At 68.6% G+C, this 16,606-nt stretch carries 12 protein-coding genes; 9 read left to right on the top strand and 3 right to left on the bottom strand.

Features of this window, described 5'->3' with window-relative positions; genetic code table 11:
* Positions 1-47: 47 nt before the first annotated feature.
* The gene (locus tag H9658_RS01195; protein WP_191824069.1) at positions 48-488 is read left to right on the top strand and encodes a hypothetical protein; all 441 of its coding nucleotides are present in this window, start codon (positions 48-50) and stop codon (positions 486-488) included.
* Positions 489-939: 451 nt separating this feature from the next.
* On the opposite strand, the gene H9658_RS01190 is transcribed toward H9658_RS01195, so the two are convergent.
* Both H9658_RS01190 and H9658_RS01185 read right to left on the bottom strand, forming a co-directional pair.
* Positions 940-2,352: a class II fumarate hydratase gene (locus H9658_RS01190; protein WP_191824068.1), complete on the bottom strand. Its 1,413-nt coding sequence runs from the start codon at positions 2,350-2,352 to the stop codon at positions 940-942.
* A gap of 464 nt (positions 2,353-2,816) precedes the next feature.
* Positions 2,817-3,806: a YiiG family protein gene (locus H9658_RS01185; RefSeq protein WP_191824067.1), complete on the bottom strand. Its 990-nt coding sequence runs from the start codon at positions 3,804-3,806 to the stop codon at positions 2,817-2,819.
* 225 nt (positions 3,807-4,031) lie between these two features.
* Between H9658_RS01185 and purB the strand changes: the two genes are divergently transcribed.
* Together purB and H9658_RS01175 are read left to right on the top strand one after the other, a co-directional pair.
* Positions 4,032-5,399: an adenylosuccinate lyase gene (gene purB, locus H9658_RS01180; protein ID WP_191824066.1), complete on the top strand. Its 1,368-nt coding sequence runs from the start codon at positions 4,032-4,034 to the stop codon at positions 5,397-5,399.
* A 70-nt stretch (positions 5,400-5,469) separates the two neighbouring features.
* Complete coding sequence (locus tag H9658_RS01175) at positions 5,470-6,108, top strand: DUF3060 domain-containing protein (protein ID WP_191824065.1); 639 nt, start codon at positions 5,470-5,472, stop codon at positions 6,106-6,108.
* Positions 6,109-6,145: 37 nt separating this feature from the next.
* Here H9658_RS01175 and H9658_RS01170 read toward each other — a convergent pair whose 3' ends face one another.
* Complete coding sequence (locus H9658_RS01170) at positions 6,146-7,327, bottom strand: OmpA family protein (protein WP_191824064.1); 1,182 nt, start codon at positions 7,325-7,327, stop codon at positions 6,146-6,148.
* A gap of 236 nt (positions 7,328-7,563) precedes the next feature.
* Between H9658_RS01170 and H9658_RS01165 the strand changes: the two genes are divergently transcribed.
* From H9658_RS01165 to H9658_RS01140, 6 genes are all read left to right on the top strand, one after another.
* The gene (locus H9658_RS01165; RefSeq protein ID WP_191824063.1) at positions 7,564-8,802 is read left to right on the top strand and encodes a ribosomal protein uL16 3-hydroxylase; all 1,239 of its coding nucleotides are present in this window, start codon (positions 7,564-7,566) and stop codon (positions 8,800-8,802) included.
* A gap of 10 nt (positions 8,803-8,812) precedes the next feature.
* Positions 8,813-9,727 (top strand): GNAT family N-acetyltransferase, encoded by a 915-nt coding sequence (locus H9658_RS01160; RefSeq protein ID WP_191824062.1) that lies wholly within the window; start codon positions 8,813-8,815, stop codon positions 9,725-9,727.
* A 181-nt stretch (positions 9,728-9,908) separates the two neighbouring features.
* Positions 9,909-12,734, top strand: coding sequence for a 2-oxoglutarate dehydrogenase E1 component (locus tag H9658_RS01155; protein WP_191824061.1), 2,826 nt, complete (start codon positions 9,909-9,911; stop codon positions 12,732-12,734).
* Between the two features lie 42 nt (positions 12,735-12,776).
* The gene (gene sucB / locus H9658_RS01150; RefSeq protein WP_191824060.1) at positions 12,777-13,991 is read left to right on the top strand and encodes a dihydrolipoyllysine-residue succinyltransferase; all 1,215 of its coding nucleotides are present in this window, start codon (positions 12,777-12,779) and stop codon (positions 13,989-13,991) included.
* 112 nt (positions 13,992-14,103) lie between these two features.
* Positions 14,104-15,546 (top strand): dihydrolipoyl dehydrogenase, encoded by a 1,443-nt coding sequence (gene lpdA / locus H9658_RS01145; RefSeq protein ID WP_191824059.1) that lies wholly within the window; start codon positions 14,104-14,106, stop codon positions 15,544-15,546.
* Positions 15,547-15,774: 228 nt separating this feature from the next.
* Positions 15,775-16,368 carry an LOG family protein gene (locus H9658_RS01140; RefSeq protein WP_179565133.1) on the top strand — a complete coding sequence of 198 codons (594 nt, stop codon included), beginning with the start codon at positions 15,775-15,777 and terminating at the stop codon, positions 16,366-16,368.
* Positions 16,369-16,606: the final 238 nt, after the last annotated feature.

Raw genomic sequence — 16,606 nt, 5'->3', positions numbered from 1 at the left:
CGGTCCCGGCCTAAAATGGCCGGGACCCTCCTGCTCCGAATCGATCGATGAAGAAGACGCTAGTCGCCTGGTTTTCCCTGGTCTCGCTGTGCCTGCTGCTGGCGGCGTGCGGCGCGCGCGACGGCGCAGCCTCGTCCTCGCGCGCCGAACGCGGCAAGCCGCGCGTGTCGGTGGACAGCATGACCGTGATGCTGCGCCGCGCGCCGGCCGCCAACGCCTCGATCGGCCCCGACGGCAGCCTGCGCATCGACGACATCGAACTGCCGCTGCCGCAGGCGCAACGCACCCAGCTGCAACAGCTGTTCATGCACTTGCAGATGCAGCGCCAGCGCACCCTGGAAACCGCGGCGCCGGACCCGAACATGCGCTCGGTCGGCTTCGCCACCACGCCGGAGATCAGCGCCCTGCAGAGCGCGTTGCTGCGCGACATCCCGTCGCTGCAGCCGTACCAGGAAAGCTTCGGCAACCTGCAGGCGGAGCGTCGCTGAAGTAGCTGGCGCCTGCCGCACACACGCCATCGGTCGCGACCGCGGCGGTGACGATGGACGTGCAACGCCGGACCCTGTCGCGGCTGAAGCCGCTCCTACAGTGCACCCGGACATTCCATCGCAGGCTCCCCTGTAGGAGCGGCTTCAGCCGCGACAAGCACGGTGGCAAAGGTTCCGGCTTCGATACCGTCGAGGCTGAAGCCCTCCTACAGTGCATCTAGCTGGCGCTCCCATAACCCAGTTGTGGGAGCGACTTCAGTCGCGACGCGCGAAGCCGTGAAGGTGCAGGCTTCGGAACTGTGTTGCGGCTGATTGGCCGATCTGCCGGAAGCTCGTCTAGCGGCTCCGGTTTACACCTCGCGCGGACGGCCTCCGGCCACCTACATCCGCTTTCAAACGCGACACGCCAGCCCGCATGGCACGGCACCCGCCGCACCATGCAGGCCACGCCTCAGCCGCCGCCGCCCGCGCCGGCGTGGATGCCGCCCTTGGTCAGCGCCGCCGGGTCGAGCAGCTTGCGCAGTTCGGCTTCGCCCAGGCCGCTGTCCTCCAGCGCGATCTCCAGCACCGGGCGGTTCTCCTTGTAGGCGCGCTTGGCGATCGCCGCCGCTTTTTCGTAGCCGATGATCGGATTCAGCGCGGTGACCAGGATCGGATTGCGGTCCAGGGTCTCGCGGACCCGGTCCTCGCGCACCTTCAGCCCGGCGATCGCCGAATCGGCCAGCAGCCGCGACACGTTGGCCAGCAGGTTGATCGAATCCAGCAGGTTGGCCGCGATCAGCGGCAGCGCCACGTTCAACTGGAAGTTGCCGGTCTGCCCGGCCACGGTGATCGCGGTGTGGTGGCCGATGACCTGCGCGCAGACCATCACCGTGGCCTCGGGAATGACCGGATTGACCTTGCCCGGCATGATCGAGCTGCCCGGCTGCAGCGCCGGCAATTCGATCTCGCCGAGGCCGGCCAGCGGCCCGGCATTCATCCAGCGCAGGTCGTTGGCGATCTTGATCAACGCCACCGCCAGCGCATTGAGCTGGCCGGACAGTTCCACCGCATCGTCCTGCGCCGCCAGGCCTTCGAACTTGTTGTCGGCGCTGTCGAACTTGCAGCCGGTCAGCGCGGACAAGGCCTTGGCCACCTTGCCGCCGAAGCGCGGATCGGCGTTGATCCCGGTACCGATCGCGGTGCCGCCCAACGGCAGCCGACGCAGCCGCTTGAGGCTGTCCTGCAGCCGCTCCTGCGCCGAGGCCAACTGCGCCGACCACGCCCCGAACTCCTGGCCGAAGGTCAGCGGCATCGCATCCATCAGGTGCGTGCGCCCGGTCTTGACCACTTTGTCGAGTTGCTTGGCGCGCTTGTCGATGACCTTGCGCAGGTGCTTCAACGCCGGCAGCAGCTGTTCCTGCGTGGCCAGTTGGGCGGAGACGCGGATCGCGGTCGGCACCACGTCGTTGGAACTTTGGCCGAGGTTGACGTGGTCGTTCGGATGCACCGCCGGCGCGCCCGGCTTGGCCGCGCGCGAGGCCAGCGTGGCGATGACCTCGTTGGCGTTCATGTTCGACGAGGTGCCCGAGCCGGTCTGGTAGATGTCGATCGGGAAATGCGCATCGTGCTTGCCGTCGGCCACCTCCAGCGCGGCCGCCTGCACCGCCTTGGCCACGGCCTTGGGCAGCAGCTCCAGGTCGGCGTTGACCCCGGCCGCGGCGGCCTTGATCAGGCCCAGCGCGCGGATGAAGCCGCGCGGCATCGGCTGCCCGGACACCGGAAAATTCTGCACCGCACGCTGGGTCTGGGCACCCCACAACGCCTCGGCCGGCACCTGCAACTCGCCCATGCTGTCGTGCTCGACCCTGAATTTGTCGCTCATTGCGCAATCTCCACATCTGCATAAGAGGAATTCCAACCGGCGCTGTCGCGAGGGACGTCCGGGAAGGCAGGCTGGCGGAGCTGCGGCTGGCGCAGGCATTATCCGCGGCGCAGCGCCCGGCGTCAGCAGTGTGCGCCAGCAGTTGTTAGCAAGGCCTGGAGGCGCGGCGCCGCGGCGGCATGGCGCTGCGGACGGAACGCGTCACCGCCGCCACACCGCTGCCGGCATGCATGCCTTGCGGGTATCGGCGGCGTGGACATCCCCGCGCAGGAAATGAAGTGGCGGCCAGGCATCTGGTCGGGCGCGCCTGGTGCAGGCACACCCGGATCGAGCGCGGGAATCGGCCGGCGGCGGCGCCAATGCCTGGGCACTTCGGCAGCGCCCGGCGCGACATCGCCGCGCGGTCGCGCTCCCGATCCAGGCGCAGCGGCGGCCGCATGGCAACCGGCCGCCGCGATCTGCGATTACTGGCGGTTGCTCTGGAAGACCAGATCGTTGTACTTCTTCAGCAGCCGTCCCGGCGAGCCTTCCGGCGCCAGCGTCGGGTTGTCCAGCCAGCCCTGCTCCATGCTGCTGTACGGGGTCTTTTCCACGACCCGCTTGATCCGCGCCTTGCCTTCCTTGCGGAAGTTCTCCGCGGCGGTCTCGAAGCTGTTCCAGTCCAGCTTGCCCGGCTCCTGGTCGGCGACCTTGGCGTGCGCCTCGTCGGACAGCTTGTTGAAGCCGTCGACCAGGCTGGTGGCCTTGTCCGTATCGAACGCGTCTTCCTGCAGCAGGGCGACGATCTCCTTGGCCTCGAGCATCATCGACAGCCGATAGAACTCGCGGGTGCGGCCTTCGGCCTGCTCCATCGCCTTCAGCTGCTCGCGCTGCGCGGCATCGTTCTGCGCGTCCAGCTCGTCGTTGAACGCCTGGCTCGCCTCGGCGAACTCGGACAGGGCCGCCATCAGCGGCGCATGCAGTTGCTTGCCCTTGGCGAACGCGTCGTCCTGGTAGTCTTCGCGCTCGTAGTAATCGAAGACCTGGTTGCTCAACGGCTGCAGTGTCTTCAGCGCCGCCGCATAGCGCTTCGCGGCCGCATCCAGCGCCGGCAGCACGGGCTTGGCGGCAGCCGCCTGCACCATCGGCGCATCGCAGACCTTCATGTCGTACTCGTCGATCTTGGCCGGCCCGTACACGGTCGTTTCCTTGCCGGTCGGACCGGCAGCGGGATCCTTCATCCAGCGCACATAGGACTGGGCGCCGCGGTGGATGTCCGCATCGACCTTGTTGAAGCACTCGATATATGCGTTGAGCTTGCTGGTCAGCGCCGCGTCCGGATCGCTCGCGGCGTGGTCGGCAGGCGCCTTGCCGTCGGCCGGGGCGGCGGGAGTGGCCGACGGTTTGCCGCCGCAGGCGACCAGGAAAACGGAGACGGCAGCGGCCAGCGCAGCCAGGCGGAAGCGGGAATGCATAGGAGTACGTCCCTGTTGAAAACGGTTACAGCCGCGCATTCTAGCAACACGCATTTGTCCTGCGCCAGCATGCGGACCGTCGCGGAACCAGGCTTCGGTCCGCCGCAGCGGCCGTGTCCACACGCGCCCGCCCGCTCGTCGATGTCCTGCGGCTGTCGGCACGGCATGGCCGGTGCGCGGCCGGCGTAGAATATCTGCCCCACCGCTGCCGCCCTGCCCCTGCCCATGTCGGATTCCGCCCTGCTCGCCCTGTCCCCGCTCGATGGCCGCTACGCCGGCAAGGTCGATGCCCTGCGGCCGATCTTCTCCGAATACGGCCTGATCAAGGCCCGGGTGAAGGTGGAAATCGAATGGCTGCTGGCGCTGGGCGCCGAACCGGGCATCGCCGAGCTGCCCGCGTTCTCGGCGGCCGCCACGCAGCGGCTGCGCGCGCTGGCCGATCGTTTCGGCGTCGAGCACGCGGCGCGGGTCAAGCAGATCGAACGCACCACCAACCACGACGTCAAGGCGGTGGAGTACTTCATCAAGGAGCAGCTCAAGGACGACGCCGAACTCGGCCCGGCGCTGGAGTTCGTGCATTTCGCCTGCACCAGCGAGGACATCAACAACCTCAGCTACGGACTGATGCTGGAGCAGGCGCGGCGCGAGGTGTTGCTGCCGACGCTGGACGGCGTGGTCGCCTCGCTGCGCGCGCTGGCCCATGCCCAGGCCGCGCAGCCGATGCTGTCGCGCACCCACGGCCAGACCGCCTCGCCGACCACGCTGGGCAAGGAGATCGCCAACGTCGTCGCGCGCCTGGAACGCCAGCGCCGGCAGATCGCCGCGGTCGAGCTGACCGGCAAGATCAACGGCGCGGTCGGCAACTACAACGCGCACGTGGCCAGCTATCCGGACGTGGACTGGCCGGCGTTCGCGCAGCGCTTCGTCGAAGGCCTGGGCCTGGTGTTCAACCCCTACACCACCCAGATCGAGCCGCACGACAACGTCGCCGAACTCGGCGATGCCACCCGCCGCGCCAACACCATCCTGATCGACCTGGCCCGCGACATCTGGGGCTACATCTCGCTGGGCTACTTCAAGCAGAAGCTCAAGGAAGGCGAGGTCGGCTCCTCGACCATGCCGCACAAGGTCAACCCGATCGACTTCGAGAACGCCGAAGGCAACTTCGGCATCGCCAATGCGCTGTTCGAACATTTCAGCGCCAAGCTGCCGATCAGCCGCTGGCAACGCGACCTCACCGACTCCACCGTGCTGCGCGCGCTCGGCACCGCGTTCGGCCACAGCCAGGTGGCGCTGGATTCGCTGGCCAAGGGCCTGGGCAAGCTGACCGTCAATCCCGAGCGCCTGGATGGCGATCTCGACGCCGCCTGGGAAGTGCTGGCCGAAGCCGTGCAGACGGTGATGCGCCGCCACGGCCTGCCCAACCCGTACGAGCAGCTGAAGGCGCTGACCCGCGGCCAGGGCATCACCGCCGCCTCGATGCAGGCCTTCGTCGAAACCCTGGAACTGCCCGAGGACGCCAAGCAACGCCTGCGCGCGCTGACCCCGGGCGGCTATACCGGCCTGGCCGAGCGCCTGGCGCGCGCGATCTGAGCCAGACGCGCCGGCCGCGCCCTCGCCGGCGCGGTGACGCTGCCTTCGAACCCCGACAAGGAGATATGCGATGACACGGAGTCTGTTTCTCTGCCTACCGTTGCTGGCGTTGGCGGCCTGCACCCAGCAGCCCTCGCCCTCCGGCACCGAGGCCGCCGTTGCGACCCCACCTGCAGCGGCCGCGCCTGCCGCCGCCACCACGGCCGCGGCACCGATCGCGCCGGTGCCTGCAGTCCCCAGCATGTCGGCACAAGCGACCGGCGACGCGCAGGCCAGCGGCCAGCCGAACGGCGAACGTCCGACGCTGATGGTGACCTCGACCAGCGGCACCATCGACTGCGACGGCCATAACCTGGACATCACCGGCCGCGATGCCAGGCTCGTGCTGCGCGGACAGTGCGGCACGATCGCGCTGCTGGGCGCGAACGGCACCTTGCAGATCGAGCATGCCGAAGGCGTGCGCGTGGTCGGCGACAACGCGCAGGTGGTCATGCGCAGCGACGCCAAGAGCGTCGAGCTGTTCGGCCGCCACGGCAACCTGCAGATGGGCCGCATCGAGGAGTTGGCGGTGCCGGGCGACGATAACCAGCTGCGCGCGGTCGCCATCGGGTCGGCGACCCTGCACGGCAGCAAGAACCGGCTCACCCAGCAAACCGGCAAGGCGCAGGTCCAGGACTACGGCCGCGACAATCAGATCGCCGGCAACTGAGCGTGCCGACGCCACGCGGCCGGGCCGCGCACCGCGCTCAGGTCCTGACGAAGATCTCCACGCGCCGGTTCAACTGCCGTCCGGCGGGATTGTCCTGGCCTTGCAACTGGTTCGGCGCCACCGGGCGCGATTCGCCGTAGCCCTTGGCGGACGCCTTCAGCGCCAGCCCGCGCGCCCTTAGCGCCTCGAGCACCGCCGCGGCACGGCGTTCGGACAAGACCTGGTTGTAGTCGTCGCTGCCTTTGCTGTCGGTATGCCCGCCCACTTCCAGGTCGCGCGCCTGCACGGTGCCGAGCGCGGTCGCCAGCGTGTCGAGCACCGTTGCGGCATCGGCGCGGATCTGCGACTTGTCGAAGTCGAACAGGACCCGGTCGTTCAAGGTGATCAGATAGCCGCATGGCGCGCCGGGCGGCGCGAACTTGCGCAGCGGCGGGAAGCGCCCGGCCGGCGGCACCTTGGGCAGCGGCGCCATCGCCACCTTGCGCCCGGGCGTGCCGATCATGCCGGTACCGTCGCCGTTGTTGCGGATCATTTCGTGCTCGCCGTTCCAGGTGCCGGAACCGTCGGCATTGATGGTCACCAGGCCTTCAGGGCCGTTCCAGGTGCCGCTGCCGTCGCCATTGTTCTGGATCAGGCCGCTGCCGCCGTTCCAGGTGCCTGCGCCCCTGCCGTCCAGCGTGATCAGGCCGGCCGGGCCGTTGTAGCTGCCCGATCCATCCGCCTGCACCCGCACGATCGCGTCCTCGCCGTCGCCGACCGTGCCGTTGATGGTGCCGCTGCCGTCGGCGTTGACCTGAACCAGGCCGCCTTCGAAGTTGGCCGTGCCGCTGCCGTCGGCGTTGATCTTGAACAGGCCGTCCGCGCCGTTGCGCAGCAGATTGCCCTGCGCATCGACGCCGGTGATGCCGGCATCGTTGACCAGCACGCCATCGGTGCCGCAGCGCGCCGGCGCGATGCTGACGCCCTGGATCGGATCCAGCGCGCCCTTCATCGACGCTTCCAGCGCACGCTGCGCAGGCGTCACCCCGAGGATTTCCGGGACCACGATCAGCGGAATGGCCGGAAACTCAGGCACGTCCGTCGCAGCGGCGGCCGTGGTGTCGGGCGGGGCGGAGGCCTTGGCCGCGGCAGCCGCCGGCGCGGACGGCGTACCCGGCGTGTCCGCGGCCCCACACCCTGCCAACAACAACGACGACAGCAAGATCGGCAGTGAACGCATTCCCTTCCCTCCTGGTCCTGAGGCGCGCACTTCAGCTTGCGCGCGGGCCGCTTGTCAAACCGGCGCCGCGACGGCGGGCCAACCGCGACGGCACGGACATGGCGCCAGCCGCGCCCGCAAGCACGCCGCCGCAGCCGCCGCCATGCGCACGGACAACGCAGCGTGCGGCGGGCTGGGCGACAATGGCGGCCATCGCCGGCCTCCACGTCGGCCTCGCCCTGCCGGACCGTCTGCCCATGAACAAACCCGCCTCGTTCCCGATCGAAATCGACGCCACCCGGCAACTGCCGCTGGGCATGCCCGCCGCGCGCTTCCTGCGCGACTACTGGCACAAGCGCCCGCTGCTGATCCGCAACGCCTTCCCCGGCTTCGTCTCGCCGATCGAGCCGGGCGATCTGGCCGGCCTGGCCTGCGAAGAGGCCGCGCTGTCGCGGCTGATCGTGCACGACCGCGCAAACGACCGCTGGAGCGTGCGCAGCGGGCCGTTCCAGGAAAGCGAATTCCCGGGCATGCCCGACCACGACTGGACCCTGCTGGTGCAGGACGTGGACAAATGGGACCCGGACATCCGCGCCCTGCTCGAGCAGTTCCGTTTCCTGCCGCGCTGGCGCGTGGACGACGTGATGGTCAGCTTCGCCGCCCCCGGCGGCTCGGTCGGCGCGCACGTGGACCACTACGACGTGTTCCTGCTGCAGGCACACGGCCACCGCCGCTGGCAGATCGACGCCAGCGCGTCGATGGGCCGCGCGGCGCCGCCGACCGACTTCCGCGAGGACGTCGAGCTGAAGCTGCTGCGCCGCTTCAGCCCCACCCACGACTGGGTGCTCGGCCCCGGCGACATGCTGTACCTGCCGCCGCTGGTGCCGCACCACGGCGTCGCCGAAGACGCCTGCCTGACCTTCTCGGTGGGCACCCGCGCGCCGTCCTCGGCCGAACTGATCGGCGACTACCTGGACACCCTGATCGACGGCGCCGACGAGGCGCTGCGCTACCACGACGAGGACCTGCAGGTGCCGGCCGATCCGTACGAGATCGATGCGGCGGCGATGGGCCGCGTGGTCGAGGCGCTGAACGCGTTGCGCATGAACGATCCCGACCGCCTCGGCGCCTGGTTCGGCCGCTTCATCACCACCTATCGCGCCGCCGGCGAGATCCTGCCGCCGGCCAACCCGCCGGCGCCGCAGGAAGTGGCCGCGGCGCTGGACCAGGGCCTGGTCCTGCAGCGCCACCCGTGGGCGCGGCCGGCCTGGCGCCGGGCCACGCGCGGCGCCACCCTGTTCTGCAGCGGCCTGGAATTCGCCCTGCCGATCAAGGACGCGCGGCGCCTGGCCGCGGCCGAGCACCTCGACGGCGGCGACTACGCGGCGCTGTCCGCCGCCGGCCGCGAAACCTTGTTGCAGCTGGTCGAAGCCGGCTTCTACCAGCCGCTGGACGAGAGCGAGCACGGCGACGAGGATGCCGACGCGCACGACTGAGCCGCCCGCCATGCCCGCCGCCCCAGGCTTCCGCATCGAAACGCTCGACCCGGCCCGCCAGGCCGGAGAACTGCGCGCGCTGCGCGAGCAGGCCGGCCTGCCGACGCCTGCGGATGCGGATGTGGATGCGGCCGAGCAGGCCCTGGATGCGCTGAGCCACCACGTGCTGGCCCGCGCCGACGACGGCCGGCCGCTCGGCAGCGCACGGCTTGGCCCCGAGCAGCGCATCGGCTGCGTGGCGGTGCTGCCGGCTTGGCGCGGTCGCGGCGTCGGCAGCGCGCTGCTGGCCGCGTTGATCGAGGAAGCGCAGCGCCGGGGCTGGCCGCGCCTGGAGCTGCAGGCGCCGCCGGCTACGCTCGATTTCTACGCACGGCACGGCTTCCTGCCGGCCGGCGCGCGCGGCGCCGACGCTGGCGGCGAACGGCAGCCGATGCAACGGCTGCTCGGCGGCGCGGCCGCAGTGGAGGATGCGGCCGCGGCGATCGCGGCCAGCGCCGCGCTGGTCGCGCAGGCGCGGCGCCAGGTGCTGATCTACAGCCGCGCACTGGATCCGGGCCTGCTGGACAGCGCGCCGCTGCTCGCGCAACTGCGCCGCTTCGCGGTGGCCGCGCACGACAAGCAGGTGCGCGTGCTGCTGCACGATGCGGCCGCCCCGCAGCGCGCCGCCGCGCCGTTGCTGGCCCTGGCGCAACGCCTGCCCAGCGTGTTCCGCTTCCGCGAAGTGGTCGATCCGGTCGACCAGGGCTATGCCGCCGCGTACCTGGTCAACGACGGCGGCGGCTACTACTTCCGTGCGCTGGGTCACCGTTACGACGGCGAGACCGACCTGCTCGGCGGCGGCCGCGCGCGCCAGCTGCGCGAGGCGTTCGCGCGGGTCTGGGAGCGCTCGCGCGACTGCACCGAGCTGCGCGCGCTGGGCTGGTAGCGCCGCGCCGCCGCCGCCGATGACGCGATGAATGAACCCTGCGTAGCCCCTGTGTATCCGAAATGCACACCCCGGCTTGCGCATGGGGGTATAATTTTTTCGCTTGATTACGCCCGCGCAGGCCACGCGTCCGCCGGTTCCAACCGCAAGCCAACCCACAAAGCGACCCGACCCCACCATCGTGGACAATCTCCTAAAGCAGTTTGCGCAGTCATCGCAACTCGCCGGCGGCAATGCCGCCTATATCGAAGACCTGTACGAGCAGTACCTGGTCTCTCCCGACAGCATCGACCCCAAGTGGAAGAGCTACTTCGACGGCTTCCAGGGCCGCGACGCCGGTGACGTTCCCCACTCGGCGGTCATCGCGCACATCGCCAGCGCAGCGCGCCAGGCCGCCAACAGCGGCACCAGCCCGGGCGGCGACGAGCGCGAACGCCATGTCGGCCGGCTGATCACCGCCTACCGCTCGCGCGGCCACCTCGGCGCCCGGCTCGATCCGCTGGGGCTGACCCCGCCGATCAATCCGCCGGACCTGGGCCTGCCGTTCCACAGCCTGTCGGAAAGCGACCTGGGCAGCGAGTTCAGCACCGGCGGCCTCGGCGGCCAGCCGCGGATGAAGCTGCGCGACCTGCTGGCGCGGCTGAAGGCGACCTACACCGGGTCAATCGGCAGCGAATTCATGCACATCCCCGAATTCGAGCAGCGCCAGTGGATCTACCAGCGGCTGGAGAACGCCGGCGGCAACATCGCCGGCGACGCCGACAGCCGCCGCCGCACGCTGGAGCGGATCACCGCAGCCGAAGGCCTGGAGCGCTACCTGCACACCAAGTACGTCGGCCAGAAGCGCTTTTCGCTGGAAGGCGGCGATGCGCTGATCCCGATGATGGACGTGGTGGTGCGCCGCGCCGGCGCCGATGCGGTCAAGGACATCGTGGTCGGCATGGCCCACCGCGGCCGCCTCAACGTGCTGGTCAACACCCTGGGCAAGAACCCGCGCAAGCTGTTCGACGAGTTCGAAGGCAAGTTCGAGCACGCCCACGACGACCGCGCCCACACCGGCGACGTCAAGTACCACATGGGCTTCTCCGCCGACGTGGCGGTGGCCGACGGCAATTCGGTGCACCTGGCGCTGGCGTTCAATCCCTCGCACCTGGAAATCGTCGACCCGGTCGTGGTCGGCAGCGTGCGTTCGCGCCAGGAGCGCTACGGCGACGCCGCGCGCAAGACGGTGCTGCCGGTGGTGATCCACGGCGATGCCGCGTTCGCCGGCCAGGGCGTGGTGATGGAGCTGTTCCAGATGTCGCAGGCGCGCGGCTTCGCGGTCGGCGGCACCGTGCACATCGTCATCAACAACCAGATCGGCTTCACCACCAGCGCCCGCGACGACGCCCGCTCCACGCTGTACTGCACCGACGTGGCGAAGATGATCGGCGCGCCGGTGTTCCATGTGAACGGCGACGATCCGGACGCGGTGGCGTTCGTGGCCAACCTAGCCTACGACTTCCGCCAGCAGTTCAAGAAGGACGTGGTCATCGACCTGGTCTGCTACCGCCGCTGGGGCCACAACGAGGCCGACGAGCCGGCGGCGACGCAGCCGGTGATGTACCAGACCATCCGCAAGCACAAGACCACCCGCGAACTGTATGCCGCGCAGCTGGAAAGCGAGGGCGTGATCCAGTCGGGCGAGGCGCAGGCGCTGGTCGACAGCTACCGCAACAAGCTCGATTCGGGCGAATACACCACCGAGCTGGCGACCCGCAAGCCGGACGAATTCGCCATCGACTGGAGCAACTACCTGTCCGGCAAGCTCGCCGACAAGGTCGACACCACGGTCAAGCGCAAGACCCTGGACCAGTTGGCCAAGATCATCACCACGATCCCGGCCGGCGTGGAGCTGCATCCGCGCGTGGCCAAGATCTACGACGACCGCGTGAAGATGGCCGCCGGCGACCTGCCGGGCGACTGGGGCTTCGCCGAGAACCTGGCCTACGCCACCCTGCTCGGCGAGGGCCACAAGCTGCGCCTGGTCGGCCAGGACGCCGGCCGCGGCACGTTCTTCCACCGTCACGCGATCCTGCACGACCAGAAGACCGACAGCTACTACCTGCCGCTGCGCCAGCTGGTCGAGAACCCGGAAGACGCCACCGTGATCGACTCGCTGCTCAGCGAGGAAGCGGTGATGGGCTTCGAGTACGGCTACTCGACCACCGACCCCAATGCGCTGTGCATCTGGGAAGCGCAGTTCGGCGATTTCGCCAACGGCGCGCAGGTGGTGATCGACCAGTTCATCGCCGCCGGCGAAGCCAAGTGGGGCCGCATCAGCGGGCTGTCGCTGTTCCTGCCGCACGGCTACGAAGGGCAAGGCCCGGAGCATAGCTCCGCGCGCCTGGAGCGCTTCCTGCAGCTGTGCGCGCTGGAGAACATGCTGGTCTGCGTGCCGACCACGCCGGCGCAGTGCTTCCACATGATCCGCCGGCAGATGCGCATGACCACGCGCAAGCCGCTGGTGGTGATGACGCCCAAGTCGCTGCTGCGCCACAAGCTGGCGGTGTCGACGCTGGAGGAACTGGCCGACGGCGAGTTCCAGCACCTGATCCCGGATGCGAAGGCCGATCCGAAGCAGGTCAAGCGCGTCGTGGCCTGCTCGGGCAAGGTCTACTACGACCTGCTCGAGGACCAGACCAAGCGCGGCCAGGACGACGTCGCCCTCCTGCGCGTGGAGCAGCTGTACCCGTTCCCGCGCGAGCTGCTGGCCGCGGAGCTGAAGCGCTACGGCAACGCCACCGACCTGGTCTGGTGCCAGGAAGAACCGCAGAACCAGGGCGCCTGGTACCAGATCAAGCACCATCTGCAGGCCTGCCTGGCCGACGGGCAAAGCCTGCACTACGCCGGCCGCCCGCGCTCGCCGTCTCCCGCTGCCGGCCATTTCGCCGAGCATCTGGAAGAGCAGCTGAAGCTGGTCGCCGACGCGCTATTGAATCCGTTCAACGACCAAGTCGCTGAATAAACCTCCTTCCCCTTCAAAAGACCCACTAGGACGCCCTCTGCAATGGCCACCGAAGTCAAAGTTCCGGTACTGCCCGAATCCGTATCCGATGCCACCATCGCCAGCTGGCACAAGAAAGCCGGCGACGCGGTCAAGCGCGACGAGAACCTGGTGGACCTGGAGACCGACAAGGTCGTATTGGAAGTGCCCTCCCCGGTCGACGGCGTGCTGAAGGAGATCAAGTTCGAGGCCGGCGCCACCGTGACCAGCTCGCAGATCCTGGCGATCATCGAGGAAGGCGCGACCGCCGCCGCGGCTCCGACTGAGGCCAAGGTCGCCGACGCACCGAAGGCGGAGGCGCCGAAGGCCGCCGCTGCCGAAGCGCCGAAGGCCGCCAAGGTCGAGTCGGCCAAGGCCGCCGGCGACGTCTCCAGCCTGCCCCCGGGCGCGCGTTTCTCGGCGATCACCGAAGGCGTGGATCCGGCCCAGGTCGACGGCACCGGCCGCCGCGGCGCGGTGACCAAGGAAGACATCCTCAACTACGCCAAGAACGGCGGCGCCGGCAAGGCTGCCGGCGCGCGTCCGGAAGAGCGCGTCGCGATGACCCGCGTGCGCAAGCGCATCGCCGAGCGCCTGATGCAGTCGAAGAACTCGACCGCGATGCTGACCACCTTCAACGAGGTCAACCTGGCCAAGGTCTCGGCCGCGCGCAAGGAGCTGCAGGACGAGTTCCAGAAGGCCCACGGCATCAAGCTCGGCTTCATGAGCTTCTTCGTCAAGGCCGCCGCCAACGCGCTGCAGCGCTTCCCGCTGGTCAACGCCTCGATCGACGGCGAAGACATCATCTATCACGGCTACAGCGACATCTCGATCGCGGTCTCGACCGAGAAGGGCCTGGTCACGCCGGTGCTGCGCAACGTCGAGCGGCAGTCGTTCGCCGACATCGAGAAGGGCATCGCCGACTACGCCAAGAAGGCGCGCGACGGCAAGCTGAGCCTGGAGGAACTGCAGGGCGGCACCTTCACCGTGACCAACGGCGGCACCTTCGGCTCGCTGCTGTCGACCCCGATCATCAACCCGCCGCAGAGCGCGATCCTGGGCATGCACGCGATCAAGGAGCGTCCGATCGCCGAGAACGGCCAGGTCGTGATCGCGCCGATGATGTTCCTGGCGCTGTCCTACGACCACCGCATCATCGACGGGAAGGACTCGGTGCAGTTCCTGGTCGACATCAAGAACCAGCTGGAAAACCCGGGCCGGATGCTGTTCGGTCTGTGATGAAAGCCGGGATTGGTGATTCGGGATTCGGGATTAGCGAAAGCGTCCCGATCCAGAGCATCCTGCTTCTTACGAATCCCCAATCCCCAATCCCTAATCTCGTGAGCGAAGAATGAGCGAACAAGAACAATTCGACGTCGTCGTCATCGGTGCCGGTCCGGCCGGTTATCACGCTGCAATCCGCGCCGCACAGCTGGGCATGAAGGTCGCCTGCATCGATGCGGCGCTGGGCAAGGACGGCAAGCCCGCCCTCGGCGGCACCTGCCTGCGCGTGGGCTGCATCCCGTCCAAGGCGCTGCTGGATTCCTCGCGCCAGTTCTGGAACATGGGCCATCTGTTCGGCGAGCACGGCATCAGCTTCAAGGACGCCAAGATCGACGTCGAGGCGATGGTCGGGCGCAAGGACAAGATCGTCAAACAGTTCACCGGCGGCATCGCGATGCTGTTCAAGGCGAACAAGATCACCCCGTATTACGGCTTCGGCGAGCTGCAGGCGGGCAACGTGGTCAAGGTCAAGCAGCACGACGGCAGCGTCGTCGAGCTCAAGGGCACCAACGTGATCCTCGCCGCCGGTTCGGATTCGATCGAACTGCCGTTCGCCAAGTTCGACGGCGCCACCATCGTCGACAACGTCGGCGCGCTCGACTTCAGCGAAGTGCCCAAGCGCCTGGCGGTGATCGGCGCCGGCGTGATCGGCCTGGAGCTGGGCAGCGTGTGGAAGCGCCTGGGCGCCGAAGTCACCATTCTCGAGGCGCTGCCGGACTTCCTGGCCCTGGCCGATGCCGAAGTGGCCAAGACCGCGCTGAAGGAATTCAAGAAGCAGGGCCTGGACATCAAGCTGGGCGCCAAGGTCTCCAAGACCGAGGTCACCGGCAAGGGCAAGAAGCAGGAAGTCGTCGTCACCTATACCGATGGCGAAGGCGAGAAGAGCCTGACCGTGGACAAGCTGCTGGTGGCCGTGGGCCGTCGCGCCGCGACCAAGGGCCTGCTGGCCGAAGGCACCGGGGTCAAGGTCAACGAGCGCGGCCAGATCGAGGTCGATGCGCATTGCCACACCGGCGTCGACGGCGTGTGGGCGATCGGCGACTGCGTGCGCGGGCCGATGCTGGCGCACAAGGGCTTCGAGGAAGGCATCGCGGTCGCCGAACTGATCGCCGGCCTGCCCGGCCACGTCAACTTCGACACGATTCCGTGGGTCATCTACACCGAGCCGGAAATCGCCTGGGTCGGCAAGACCGAGCAGCAGCTCAAGGCCGAGGACGTGCCGTACAAGACCGGCAGCTTCCCGTTCGCGGCGATCGGCCGCGCGGTGGCGATGGGCGAGCCGGCCGGCTTCGTCAAGGTCATCGCGCATGCCGAGACCGACCGCGTGCTCGGCCTGCACCTGGTCGGCGTCGGCGTCTCCGAACTGGTCCACGAAGGCGTGCTGGCGATGGAGTTCAACGGCTCGGCCGACGACCTGGCGCGCATCTGCCACGCCCACCCGACCCTGTCCGAAGCGATCCACGACGCCGCGATGGCGGTGAGCAAGCGCGCCATCCACAAGGCCAATTAAAGCCGGGAATCGGGAGTCGGGATTGGGGATTCGCAAAAGCGGCGGCCCCATCCCGCATCGTTCCGGCAATGGCATAGCGCCGGGCGAAAGCCCGGCGTTGTGCTTTGCGGATAACCGCAAAATACTGAATCAGTCGACCCACGACGCGTGTCCTGCTCCCAGCACCGTGAACGCTCACGCATGCAACACCCCGCTTTTACGAATCCCCAATCCCGAATCCCCAATCCCATGAAAAGCATCTGCGTCTATTGTGGTTCCAATGCCGGCAACAAACCCGCCTATGCCGAGCGCGCCACCGCGCTGGGCACGCGCATCGCCGAGCAGGGCCTGCGCCTGGTCTACGGCGGCGGCAACGTCGGGCTGATGGGCACCGTGGCCAACGCGGTGCTCGCCGCCGGCGGCCAGGTCACCGGGGTGATCCCCAAGCAGCTGGCCGACTGGGAAGTGGCGCACCGCGGCCTCACCGAACTGGAAATCGTCGGCTCGATGCACGAGCGCAAGTCGCGCATGTTCGACCTGTCCGACGGCTTCATCGCCCTGCCCGGCGGCTTCGGCACGATGGAAGAGATCTTCGAGATGCTGACCTGGCGCCAGCTCGGCATCGGCAACAAGCCCTGCGCATTCCTGGACGTGGAAGCGTTCTACGCCCCCCTGATCGGCATGATCGACCGCATGGTCGCCGAACGCTTCCTGCACCCGGACCAGCGCGCCGACCTGTGGTACGGCGACGACATTGACACGATGCTGGCCTGGATGCACGACTACACCCCGGCGCAGGCGTCGAAGTGGATCGACGAAAAGCGCCGCAACACGTTGCGCTGAAACCACTGCTCTTAACCAGCCGCTCCCAGGGCGCGTGGCAACGCGCCCTGCATCGCCGGCAGAGGTTTCAGTCCCGAGAAGCCGCACAGTCCGCCGCATGCGGGCGATGTCTGTCGCGGCTGAAGCCGCTCCTACAGGGACTTCGGAGCGCCGGTCGGCGCGATGCTGGCCTGGATGCACGACTACACCCCGGCGCAGGCGTCGAAGCGGATCGACGAAAAGCGCCGCAACGCGCTGC

It is taken from the genome of Xanthomonas bonasiae, from assembly GCF_014836395.1.
GTDB lineage: Bacteria > Pseudomonadota > Gammaproteobacteria > Xanthomonadales > Xanthomonadaceae > Xanthomonas_A > Xanthomonas_A bonasiae.
Note: the sequence above shows the minus strand (reverse complement) of the source record. Positions and strands in the feature narration are given on the sequence as shown.